This is a genomic window from Streptomyces sp. NPDC029956 (assembly GCF_055574655.1).
In genome coordinates this window covers 1-11,249 of sequence record NZ_JBVHZJ010000107.1, presented here as the reverse complement: position 1 = coordinate 11,249, position 11,249 = coordinate 1, and the positions used below count along the sequence as shown (strand labels likewise).

Sequence of the window (11,249 nt, the reverse complement as noted above, 5' to 3'; positions counted from 1 at the left end):
CGCCGACACCCGCCAGGTGCTCATCAGGTCCCTCGCGATGCTCCGCACCAAGCACGCCGACCTGCCGTCCCGCAAGCACGGCAACCCGCCTCAGTGACCGTACGAAGGCGGGGACGTCGGCCGGACGTCGGTGGCCCCGCAGCGAGGAGAGCCCAGATGGCCAAGCAGGATCGAGCGGTGCGCACCCGACAGGCGCTGATCCAGGCAGCCGCCGAGGTGTTCGCCCGTGAGGGGTTCGTCCAGGCGTCGCTGACCGCCATCAGCAGGACGGCGGGGGTCAGTACCGGGGCGCTGCACTTCCACTTCGAGAGCAAGCTCGACCTGGCTCTGGCCGTCGAGCGGGAGGCCGGCCGTGTCCTGCGGGAGCAGATCTGCGGCCGGGGCGGCGATCCGGACGGCCGCCGGAGCACTCCTCCTCTGCCGCGTCTGGTCGAAGCCACGGATCTGCTGCTGCGGCGGCTCCGCGAAGACCCGGTGGTCCGGGCCGGGTTCGGGCTGGGCGCGCGGGGTGCGCTGCGGCCGGGCACGGGTGCGGGCCTGCGGGACCAGTGGAGGTGCTGGGTCGAGGAGGTGCTCGACGAGGCGGCCCGTAGGGGAGAGCTCGACGAAGGGGTCGTCGGCGCCGACGCGGCACTCGCGGTGGTGGCGGCGACCGTGGGGTTCGAGGCCATGAGCGTGGGTGCCCCGGAGTGGCTGGACCAGGCCGTGGCCGACCGGTTCTGGAGTGTGATGCTGCCCCGGCTGGCGGCACCCGCCGTGAGGCCCTAGAAGGGGCACGACCCAGCCGCGGGGCCCGCAGGGCAGGTTCCGGAGGGGACATCGACCACGGCCCAAAAAACCGCGCAACCGCCTTGTTAATCGGGCGCCCTCTGGGGCTGTATTGGGTGAATTGCCTAGATTGTTCCTTGCGTAAGAGGGATTGACAAACCGCTCGTCCTGTTTTGTAATTGCCAGTGATGTGATCGTCGATGAGGGGAGTCCGCGATGGACATCGCGGTGCTGGGTGGACTTGCCGTGAGCGTGCACGGCAGGTCCGTGACGCCGACCGCGCCGAAGCCCCGCCAGGTGCTGGCGCTGCTGGCCCTGAACGTGGACCAGGTGGTCTCGGTCGAGGCGATGATCGAGGAACTCTGGGGGGCGAAGCCGCCGCGCAGCGCGCGGACGACCCTTCAGACGTACGTGCTCCAGCTGCGCGAACTGATGGGCGCGGCGCTGGTGGAGGCCGGCGGCACGGCCCTGGAGGCCAAGAACCTCCTGGTGACGTCACCGGGCGGCTATCTCCTCGCGGGCGGCGACGGCGCCTGCGACGTGCGGGACTTCGAGCTGCTCGCGGGCCGCGGATACCGGGCGATGGACGCCGAGGACCACCAGGGGGCGTCCCGGCTGCTCCGGGAGGCACTGGACCTGTGGACGGGGGACGCGTTCGCCGACGTGCGGACCGGGCCCCGCCTGGAGATGGCCGTCAGGCGACTCGACGAGAGCCGCCTGTGCGCCCTGGACCAGCGGATCGAGCTCGACCTGCGGCTCGGGCGCCACCGTGAACTGCTGTCCGAGCTCACGGTGTTGGTGAACCGATACCGCACCCACGAGAACCTCCACGCCCAGTTCATGCTGGCGCTGTACCGCTCCGGCCGCCGCAGCGAAGCGCTGAACGTCTACCAGAAGCTCCGGACACGGCTCGTCCGCGACCTCGGTCTGGAGCCCTCCAGCCACCTCCAGCGGCTGCAGCGCTCCCTCCTCGTGGCCGGCACCGCCGCCGCCACCCCGCAGGACATGTCCCCGGTCATGAGCGTCTGACCGCCCGGCGCCTCATTCTTTTTCCGTAGGGACCCGACGGGCGGCATCCCTCCCGAGTGCCGGAACCCGTACCGGATTCACCACCGGCGGCGATGCGCCGTCCGCGCCCGGCGGCGGACAATCTCCCGAAACGGCAGGCAGGGACCGCCGTTCCTACGGAGAGAGACCCCCGTGTTCACCGACCCGCCTCAAGCGCCGCACTCCGCCGCATCCGGGGTCGACGTACTGGACATCGTCGACACCCTGCGAGCGTGCCTCGCCGACCTCATGGGATGCGCCCCGCACGAGATCGATGCGAGGGTGCCCTTCCCGCTGCTCGGGCTCGACTCCATCCTCGGCGCGGAACTCGTCGACGCCGTCAACCGGCTCTACGGCCTCGACGAACGCGCCGTGATCCTCTACGACCACCCCTGCCTCGCCGCCATGGCGGCCTACATCGCCCACCGGGGCCAGGCCCCGGACGCCGGCCGGACCGACCGCCCGGCCGCGGCGCACGGCGACGGACGGACAGCGGTCGAGCCGGTGTGCGTCCCGGCCGCCTCCCCGTGACTGCGGGGACGAGCCCGTACGAGGGGGAGCGGGCCACCCTGTGGTTCTGCGCCAACGACGACCTCCCACCCGATCTCACCGGCACGCTCGCGCCCCGGTGGCTCGACGCGCGTGAGCGGGAGACCGCGGACGGATTCGTCTTCGAACGCGACCGCCGGCAGTACCTGGTCGCCCACACGTTCGTACGCCGCGTGCTGGCCATCGAAACCGCGCTGCCCGAGTCCGAGTTGGTCATCTGGCGCTCGTCGAGGGGCCGTCCCTTCCTCCGGGTGCCGGCCGGCGGCCTGCCCCGCGGCGGGCCGGGACTGGACTTCAACCTGTCGCACACCAACGGCTACAACCTGTTCGGCGTCGTGCGCGGAACTCCCATCGGGGTCGACATCGAGCGGCTCGACCGGGACAACCGTGCCCTGCGCACCATCGCCCAGACCTTCACCCGTACCGAACAGGCGTGGGTGGCCGAGGCGGAGCAGGGGACACCGCGCGGACGCCGGGTCATCCGGCTGTGGACGCTGAAGGAGGCGTACGCCAAGGCGCGCGGCCTCGGCCTCGCGCTCCCCTTCGACACCTTCTCCTTCACCCTCGCCGACGACCACGGAGTGACGGGCTTCTCCCCGCCCCGGGACGACCGGGAGGGCCGGTGGCGCTTCGTCGAGCTGGAACCGGTCCCCGACGTGCTGGCCGCCGTCGTGGTCGGAGCCGGTGACGAACAGGACGCCGTGCTCCACCTCCGCCACGGTTTCCCCTGGACCCGGACGGTGCCGCGACGGATCGAACTGCCCGCCGCGCTGGGCGGAACGAGCAGGGCCGCCCTCCTGCCGCGGTGAGTTCACGGGATTCGAGAAGCGCTGGAGGACACCTGGAGAAAAACGTTCGTGCGGCCCCCGCCCCGCTAGCGTGCCGAATGGCGCGATCGTGCCTGCCGAGCAAGTTTTCGAGAGGACGGGGGAGCTCGTGAGAATTCAGGTGCTGGGTCCGCTGAACGCCGAGGTCAATGAGGTCTCGATCGTTCCCACCGCTGGCAAGCCGCGCCAGATTCTGTCCCTGCTGGCGCTCTACCCGGGCCGGGTCATACCCGTGAAGACCCTCATGGAGGAGATCTGGGGGACGGAGCCGCCCCAGAGCGCCCTCACCACCCTGCAGACCTACATCCTCCAGCTCCGAAGGCGTCTCGGCACGGCGATGGGGCCCGACGCGCCCGGCGGGGCCAAGGACGTCCTGGCCACCCGCCACGGCGGCTACCTGCTCCAGGTCGAGGAATCCTGCGTCGACGTCCACCAGTACGAGCGCCTGGTGACCGAGGGCCAGGCGGCCTTCGAGGCCGGCGACAACGTGACCGCGGCCGAACGGTTCCGGAGAGCGCTGACCCTCTGGAACGGATCGGCCCTGGTGGACGTGCGCACGGGACCCGTCCTGGAGATCGAGGTCATGCGCCTCGAAGAGAGCCGCCTCGTCACCGTCGAGCGCCGCATCGACGCCGACCTCCGGCTCGGCCGCCACGCCGAACTCATCGCGGAACTCACCGACCTGACCGCCCGCCACGTCCTTCACGAGGGTCTCCACTCGCAGCTCATCGTGGCCCTCTACCGCTCCGGCCGGCAGGCGGCCGCACTGGAGGCGTACCGCAAGCTCCGGTTCCGGCTCAGGGACGAACTCGGCGTCGAGCCCTCGCCGCAGCTCCAGCGACTGCACCAGGCCATGCTCACCGTGGACCCGGACCTCGACGTGGTCGCGGCCCCGAAGGGAACCTCCACCTTCAACCTCTTCGCGGCCTGACGCCCCGGGTGGTGGGCCCGCCACGCGCCCCGCCACCCGGAGAGCGGCCCTCTCCGCCCCAGCATCTCTCCAGAGGCACTCATCCGGCCTTCAAGCGATTCAGGACACGGTCTACACGGAAACGCCGACACCGGCCGACCGCTTGTCACCGAGTCCGGATCACGGGCCTTCACCTCCCGCAGAGAGGGTGCCGAGAGATGCCTGCCGAGCGAACGCACCGTACCCAGCACCAAGTCGAGATCGCCGCCCCGGCGGGAGTGGTCTACGGGCTGATCGCCGACAGCGCCCACCAGCCGCGGTACTCCCCGGGCACCCTCCACGTGGAGCAGCTGGAGTTCGACGGCGCCCACGAGCGGCTGCGGACCTGGGGCCTCGTCGACGGCGAAGTCCGCTCCTGGACCACCCGCCGCGACTTCTCCGCCGACCTGCGGCGCGTGGACAGCGTCCACCGGGTACCCGCGGCCCCCACGACGGGCACGACGGAGTCATGGGACGTGCAGGCCCTCGGTCCCGATCGGACCCTGCTGACACTGCACCGGGAAACCGGTCCCGGCGACGACACCCGCGCCCCGGCGCCGCGCTCCGCCACCGACGTCGAGGTCCGCCGTGAGCTGGAGGGTCTCCGCGCCCTCGCCGAACGCTGGGACCGCCTGGAGGAACTCGTCCTCGGCTTCGAGGACTCGGTCCGCGTCAACGGCCCCGCCGAGCTGGTCTACGACCTCCTCTACCGGGTGCGGGACTGGCCGGAAATGCTGCCCCACGTGTCCCGGGCCGACGTGGTGGAGGACCAGCCCGGCGTCCAGGTCGTGTCCGTGGACACCGTCTCCGGAGGACGGACGCACACCACCGAGGCCGTACGCATCTGCTTCCCGCACGCGGGACGGATCGTCTTCACCCGGACGGCCCCCACGGAGCTTCTCTCCGCCCATACGGGGGAATGGTCACTCATCCCCGACGTCCACGGCGTGACCGTCCTCGCCCAGCACAGCGTCGTCCTGCGCGAGGAGAACATCGCGCGCGTGCTCGGCGAGGGGGTCGACACGGCGGGCGCCCGGCGGTACGTACGTGAGGCGATCGGCCGGACCAGCACCGCGATGCTCGACCTGGCCAGACGACACGCGGAGTCCGCGATCCGCGTGCTGTGACGAGAACATGACCGAGGAGCCCCGTATGGTCCACCATCGACCTGCCCCGCAGCCGATGCTGATGTCGTGCGACGGAGGCACCCCGGGGCCCGGCCCCGGCACCACTGCCCGTCCCGGCCGGCAGCTGGCGGTGCTGTTCGACGACTGGAACGGCGACGGAGTCGCCGACACGCGCGCGCTGTACGGGACCTTCCCCGCGTTCCGCTCCGCCTTCGACGCGCTGCGCGACCTGGTCGACGGAGCGACACCGGTCCCGCTGGTGGCCGTGGTGTTCGCGCCCGAAGGAGGCGTCGACTCCCTGCTCCTGAGGGAACCCCGCTACGGCAAGGTCGCCCTCTTCGCCCACCAGGTCGCCCTCTTCCGGCTCTGGCAGTCCTGGGGCATGGAACTCGCCGCCGTGGCGGGCCACGGCGTCGGCGAACTCTCGGCGGCACACGTGGCGGGCGCGCTGAGCCTCCAGGACGCCGTCCGGCTCGTCACCGCGCGGGACTTCTGCCCCTGCCTGCTCCTGCGCCCCCGCGCAGAGGGCCCACCGGACCCCGCGCGCGCCCTGCGTGCCGCGGGCTTCCGGCGCCTCCTGAGATGCGGGGCCACGGGAGCGACCGTCGCCCCCGGGGACCTCCCCGCACTCTCGGCGATGCTCGACGCCCTCCACCTGTCCGGCAGCCCGGTCGACTGGCACGAACTGTTCGGCCCGCACACCGTCGGACGGCCCGCCCCCGCCTCCTCACGGGAACCGCACGGGTCCCCCGTTCGGGAACCCGTCCAGATCAACTAGAGGAATCCGGGGCAGCCCCCCTCGCACCCCTAACCTGACCGTGTCGACCGCGGCGGAGAACGCGACTGCGAGGAGGAAGCCATGGACAAGCGAGCGACCTTGCACGTGCTTCCCGGGGTGCCCCACCCGTACACCCTCCCCGGCATCGGCACTCCCCGCCCCCCGCACCCCCCGGCCGCCGACGGCGCGCAGGCCGCCACGGCACGGCCCGCCCCCGCGGACGACGGACCCGTGAGGGTGGGGGTCATGGGCGACGACCCGCTCGCACGGGCCGGCATCCGGGCCCTCCTCGCAGGACGGCCCGGCGTCCACGTCGTGAGCGACGACGACGCCCCACCGCACGGCGCGCACCCACCCCGCGAACCACGGCCCGACGTCATCGTCGTCCACGGACGGCCCGGCTTCGCACCGGACGACGTCCGCGCCCACCACCCGGGCGGCACCACCGCTCTGATCACCATCGGCGGACCGCCCCCCGAACCGGCCACCGCCTGGGCGGCCCACAGTCACCTGCCCGCCACGGTGACCCCGGGACAGCTCGCGGCCGCCGTCCTCCTCGCCGCCGCCGGCTACACCCTGACGCGGGAACGGAAACCGCCCCACCGGACCCTCGCCCCCTCGCAGGTCTCGCAGGTCTCACAGGTCAGCCCCGAGCACCTCACGAGGCGGGAGGGCGAAGTGCTGGACCTCCTGGCGAGCGGCATGTCCAACAGCGAGATCGCCGGCTCCCTCAGCCTCTCCGAGCACACCGTCAAGACACACGTGCAGAACCTGATGAACAAACTGCGGCTGCGCAACCGCGTCCACGCCGCCATCTACGCCTACGAGACCGGGATGCGCCACCCCTGCTGAGAGCGCGAGCGCCCGGCGCCGAGCAACACGAAGGGAAGGGGACCACCGATGACACCCGGCAACCACGGCGACGTCGTGCTCTCGGCCCTGAACGCGCCGACGACCGTCGTCGTCAGCGGAGAGGGCCCGCCCGGCTCCGCGCCCGTGCTGGACATCCACGGCCCCCTGGACACGCCCGCCCTCGAAGCCACCCTCCACCTGGCCGCCGGCCTTCACGCGGACGCACCCGCGGACCCGGACCCGGACGCGCACGCGGACCCGGACGCGCACGCGGACCCGGATGCCCCCGAGACCCCCCGCCCCGTACCGTTCCGACTCGTCCGGCACAGCCCCACCCACCACACGGTCCGGTTCGCCGCATCCGCCGCCGCCCCCGGACCGCATCCGGCCGGCCTCGTCGCCGACCTGCTCACCCGCACCCCGCCGGCCCCGCGCAAAGGCCGCGGCGGCGAGCGCCCGACGACGACACCCCTGGAGAGCTTCGCCGTCACCCCGCTCCAGCACGAACTGCTCACCGACGCGCTCAGGCATCCCTTCCACCATGTCGAGCAGCTCTGCTGGCGCTGGCACGGCCCCCTGGACACCCAGCGGTTCACCGCCGCCTGGCAGTCCGTCTTCGACCGCGAATCGATCCTCCGCGCCGCCTTCGTCTGGGACCCCCAGCCCCACGTCGTCCTGCACCGACGGGCCGCCCCCGAGGTGGTCGGACACACGCACGACTCCCTCGCCGACCGTGCGGCCCTCATGGAACACGAGCGCCGGCGCGGCTTCGACCTGCGCCGGCCCGGACTCCTCCGCGTCGCCCTGCTGAGCGGCGGCGAGACCACCGGAACCGCGGGCACAGCTCCGTACACCGACGTCCTGCTGACCTACCACCGCGCCCTGCTCGACCGCTGGAGCGTCTACATCCTCCTGCGCGAGTTCTACCGGGCCTACCTCGCCGGCACCCCGCTGCCGGGCGGTGAACGACGCCCGGACCTGCGCGACTACCGCAGGTGGCTGAACGCGAGGGACCTGGCACCGGCACGCGACTTCTGGCTCCCGGACACCGACCGGACGACCACCACCGGCCCGCTCCACCCCGCGCCCGGCACCGACACGGGGCGCCGCCGCTCCCGGCTCACCCCCGAGGAGACCCGACGGCTGGCCGCCTGGGCGGCACGCTGGGGCAGCACCGAGAGCGGCGTCCTGCAAGCCGTCTGGGCCGTCCTCCTCCACCGCGCGTCCACCGGCCCCGCAGGCTCCACCGCCCCCCGGCGCGTCGGCTTCGACATCGCCGTCACCGGCCGGGGCATCCCCTTCGACGACGTGACACGGGTCCCGGGTCCGTTCGCCAACACGCTGCCCATGGTCGTGGAGGTCGACCCCCGAGGGACGGTCCCCCGGCTCCTGCGCGCCCTCGGCGACCGCGCCGTCGACATGTCCTCCTACGAATGGGTCGCCCCGGGCCAGCTCCTCGACCCGCTCGGCCGGGCCGTCGCCCGGACACCCTCCCCGGGCGACGGCACCACGCTGCCCGAGAGCACGGTGGCCTTCGAGGGACGGCTGCGCCACCTCGACCCCCTCGTACCGGAACTCGCCGCACACGGCATCAGGATCGAGCGCCCCGACACGATCTGGGCCACGACCTCGTCCCCGCTCACCGTGATCGGCCAGCACGACGACCAGGGCGGCACCGTGCTCACCCTGCTGTACGACAGGACCCGGGTCGCGGACGGCCACGCCACCCCGCTGCTCCACCACAGCGCCCGGCTGCTGCGCGAACTCCCCCTCACCGCCGGCGAGACGACGACCGTCGCGGAGATCCTGGACGGCCTGGGCGACGTGACCCTCCCCCCGGACGCGGACGGCCACGGCCCGCACACCGGCCGTCTGGTCGACCTCCGGGACGCGATGGCGCCCGGCGCCGGAACGGTCTGCCTCGTGGCCGCCCCCGGAGCACCCGACTCCTTCCACACCGGCCTCGTGCGCCAGTACGAGGGCCCGCAGGCCCTGATGTTCCTGCGGGCGGCGCCTGAGGACGCCCTCGCGTGCGCCTCGTCGCTGCGGTCCACTCTCGACCCCGGCGGAAAACTCGTGATCGGGGGCTTCTCCGGCGCGGGCGTCATGGCCTACGAGATCGCCCGGCTCCTCGCCACGGAGAGCCGCAGGCCACCCCCGCCCGTCGTGCTCGGCAGCGCCGAGGGCGAGGGCGGGGACCGTGCCCTGGCCCACGCCATCGAGAGCACCGCCGGAGCCCCGCTCGAGGAATGATCCACCGATCCTCCAGCGAACGGGTCGACGCTGGTTCCGTCGTCGATCTCCAAGGAGGCGTCCATGACCGAAACGCCCGACTCGAACGAGGCCGCCATCGAAGCCAAGCGCCGCTTCAGAGAGGCGATGGAGAAGAAGGGACGCCTGTCGAAGGAACGCGACGCCCACAACGACGCCCGGCATCGAGCGAAGAACTCGGCCGGTCAGGCGGGCGGACAGCGGAACTTCTTCCGACGCAGGACCGGCTGAACCGCCCACGAGGCGGCACAGCAGCCCCCACCGGAGAGCCCCGCCTCGACCACGAGGCGGGGCTCTCCGGCGCTTCCGGAACGGCACCGGACGTCACGGCGACCGGCGGGTGGACGGAAGGTCGATCGATGCTCAAGCGCACGCGGCCAAGGTGGCCGTCGCAACCACCCCACCGACGCCAGGCATCCGAGAACTCGGACATCAGCGCCGCAGCCCCCTTCCGGCCGTGGCACCTCCGACGGGCGTGCCGCAGAGGAGACCCGACGTGCGCATCGCTGTCACCGGTTCCATCGCGACGGACCATCTCATGGTCTTTCCCGGCCGGTTCGCCGATCAACTGATCCCCGACCAACTCGCCCACGTCTCCCTCTCCTTCCTCGTCGACGGACTGGAAGTGCGCCGGGGCGGAGTGGCCGCCAACATCGCCTTCGGCCTCGGCAGCCTCGGCCTCCGCCCGCAGCTGGTCGGCGCCGTGGGAAGCGACTTCGCCGAGTACGAGGTGTGGCTGAAGGAACACGGCGTCGACACCGCCACGGTCCGTGTCTCCCCCGAGCGGCAGACCGCCCGTTTCATGTGCATCACCGACCAGGACGCCAACCAGATCGCGGCCTTCTACGCGGGGGCCATGGACGAGGCCGCCGACATCGACCTGACCCGGCTCGACGGCATGCCGGAGATACGGCCCGACCTCGTCCTCGTCTGCCCCAACGCGCCCGCGGCCATGGTGCGGCACACCCAGGACTGCCGACGGCTCGGCCTCTCCTTCGCCGCCGACCCCTCACAGCAGCTCGCACGGCTCGACGGAGAGCAGGCACGGGAGCTCGTGGACGGCGCCCGCTGGCTCTTCACCAACCAGTACGAGGCGGCCCTGCTCCTGGAACGCACCCAGTGGGACCGCGACCACCTGCTGAGCAAGGTGGGCACCTGGGTGACCACACTGGGCCCGGCCGGAGTGCGCGTCGACCGCGCCGGCCGGCCGCCGCTCACCGTGCCCGCCGTCCCCGACGTCCCCGTCGTCGACCCGACCGGCGTGGGCGACGCCTTCCGGGCCGGCTTCCTGACCGGGATCGCCCGCGATCTGCCCGTCGAACCGGCCGCGCGGCTGGGCTGCGTCGTGGCCTCCGCGGCGCTCTCGGCCGTCGGCTCCCAGTCGTACCGCCTCACCCCGGCGGACCTGCTGGCGACGGCGACCCGCGCGTACGGACCGGACGCGGCCGGACAGCTCGCCTCCGCCCTGGGGCGGCAGCCGTGACGAACACCGGGGCGGATTCCCTCCGCGAGGCACTCGCCAGCCGGGTCGTCGTCGCCGACGGCGCCATGGGCACCATGCTGCAGGCACAGGACCCCACCCTCGAGGACTTCCAGAACCTCGAAGGCTGCAACGAGATCCTCAACGTCACCCGGCCCGACATCGTCCGCTCGGTGCACGAGGAGTACTTCGCGGCGGGCGTGGACTGCGTCGAGACGAACACCTTCGGCGCCAACCTCGCGGCCCTGGGGGAGTACGACATCCCCGAGCGCGTGTACGAACTCTCCGAGGCCGGCGCGCGCATCGCCCGCGAGGTCGCCGACGAGTTCACCGCCTCCACCGGACGCCGGCGCTGGGTCCTCGGCTCGATGGGCCCCGGCACCAAGCTGCCGACCCTCGGCCACGCCCCCTACCCGCTGCTGCGCGACGCCTACCAGCAGAACGCCGAGGGGATGCTCGCGGGCGGTGCCGACGCCCTGCTCGTCGAGACCACCCAGGACCTCCTTCAGACCAAGGCGTCCGTCATCGGCGCCCGTCGCGCCCTCGACGCGCTCGGCGCCGACGTGCCGCTCATCGTCTCCGTCACCGTCGAGACCACCGG

At 72.5% G+C, this 11,249-nt stretch carries 12 protein-coding genes; all 12 read left to right on the top strand.

What is annotated here, in order from left to right:
- The first annotated feature begins 156 nt into the window (after window positions 1-156).
- Entirely contained in the window at window positions 157-768 is a 612-nt protein-coding gene (locus ACZ4XX_RS39830) for a ScbR family autoregulator-binding transcription factor (protein ID WP_468512705.1), read from the top strand.
- Window positions 769-984: 216 nt separating this feature from the next.
- Window positions 985-1,797, top strand: a complete 813-nt coding sequence (locus ACZ4XX_RS39825) for an AfsR/SARP family transcriptional regulator (RefSeq protein WP_468512704.1) — start codon at window positions 985-987, stop codon at window positions 1,795-1,797.
- A 171-nt stretch (window positions 1,798-1,968) separates the two neighbouring features.
- On the top strand, window positions 1,969-2,346 hold the full coding sequence (locus ACZ4XX_RS39820; protein WP_468512703.1) for an acyl carrier protein: 378 nt from the start codon (window positions 1,969-1,971) through the stop codon (window positions 2,344-2,346).
- Window positions 2,343-3,173, top strand: coding sequence for a 4'-phosphopantetheinyl transferase family protein (locus tag ACZ4XX_RS39815; protein ID WP_468512702.1), 831 nt, complete (start codon window positions 2,343-2,345; stop codon window positions 3,171-3,173). Before ACZ4XX_RS39820 ends, ACZ4XX_RS39815 begins: the two co-directional genes overlap by 4 nt.
- A 127-nt stretch (window positions 3,174-3,300) precedes the next feature.
- Window positions 3,301-4,122: an AfsR/SARP family transcriptional regulator gene (locus tag ACZ4XX_RS39810; RefSeq protein WP_468512701.1), complete on the top strand. Its 822-nt coding sequence runs from the start codon at window positions 3,301-3,303 to the stop codon at window positions 4,120-4,122.
- A gap of 197 nt (window positions 4,123-4,319) precedes the next feature.
- Window positions 4,320-5,267 carry an aromatase/cyclase gene (locus tag ACZ4XX_RS39805; protein ID WP_468512700.1) on the top strand — a complete coding sequence of 316 codons (948 nt, stop codon included), beginning with the start codon at window positions 4,320-4,322 and terminating at the stop codon, window positions 5,265-5,267.
- 25 nt (window positions 5,268-5,292) lie between these two features.
- Complete coding sequence (locus ACZ4XX_RS39800) at window positions 5,293-6,045, top strand: acyltransferase domain-containing protein (RefSeq protein ID WP_468512699.1); 753 nt, start codon at window positions 5,293-5,295, stop codon at window positions 6,043-6,045.
- 81 nt (window positions 6,046-6,126) lie between these two features.
- A complete protein-coding gene (locus tag ACZ4XX_RS39795) occupies window positions 6,127-6,897 on the top strand; it encodes a response regulator transcription factor (protein WP_468512698.1) in 771 nt (256 codons plus the stop codon).
- Window positions 6,898-6,945: 48 nt separating this feature from the next.
- A complete protein-coding gene (locus ACZ4XX_RS39790; protein WP_468512697.1) occupies window positions 6,946-9,150 on the top strand; it encodes a condensation domain-containing protein in 2,205 nt (734 codons plus the stop codon).
- Between the two features lie 63 nt (window positions 9,151-9,213).
- Window positions 9,214-9,399, top strand: coding sequence for a DUF5302 family protein (locus ACZ4XX_RS39785; protein WP_468512696.1), 186 nt, complete (start codon window positions 9,214-9,216; stop codon window positions 9,397-9,399).
- Window positions 9,400-9,664: 265 nt separating this feature from the next.
- Window positions 9,665-10,651 carry a carbohydrate kinase family protein gene (locus ACZ4XX_RS39780; protein ID WP_468512695.1) on the top strand — a complete coding sequence of 329 codons (987 nt, stop codon included), beginning with the start codon at window positions 9,665-9,667 and terminating at the stop codon, window positions 10,649-10,651.
- Window positions 10,648-11,249, top strand: a 602-nt coding sequence (locus ACZ4XX_RS39775; protein ID WP_468512694.1) for a homocysteine S-methyltransferase family protein, incomplete at its 3' end; no start/stop codon positions are given. The genes ACZ4XX_RS39780 and ACZ4XX_RS39775, both read left to right, overlap by 4 nt.

Excerpts from the sequence above, each read along its gene's own strand:
- ACZ4XX_RS39830 (WP_468512705.1), top strand. The coding sequence starts at position 157 with ATGGCCAAGCAGGATCGAGCGGTGCGCACCCGACAGGCGCTGATCCAG.
- ACZ4XX_RS39825 (WP_468512704.1), top strand. The coding sequence starts at position 985 with ATGGACATCGCGGTGCTGGGTGGACTTGCCGTGAGCGTGCACGGCAGG.
- ACZ4XX_RS39805 (WP_468512700.1), top strand. The coding sequence starts at position 4,320 with ATGCCTGCCGAGCGAACGCACCGTACCCAGCACCAAGTCGAGATCGCC.
- ACZ4XX_RS39800 (WP_468512699.1), top strand. The coding sequence starts at position 5,293 with ATGGTCCACCATCGACCTGCCCCGCAGCCGATGCTGATGTCGTGCGAC.
- ACZ4XX_RS39795 (WP_468512698.1), top strand. The coding sequence starts at position 6,127 with ATGGACAAGCGAGCGACCTTGCACGTGCTTCCCGGGGTGCCCCACCCG.
- ACZ4XX_RS39790 (WP_468512697.1), top strand. The coding sequence starts at position 6,946 with ATGACACCCGGCAACCACGGCGACGTCGTGCTCTCGGCCCTGAACGCG.
- ACZ4XX_RS39785 (WP_468512696.1), top strand. The coding sequence starts at position 9,214 with ATGACCGAAACGCCCGACTCGAACGAGGCCGCCATCGAAGCCAAGCGC.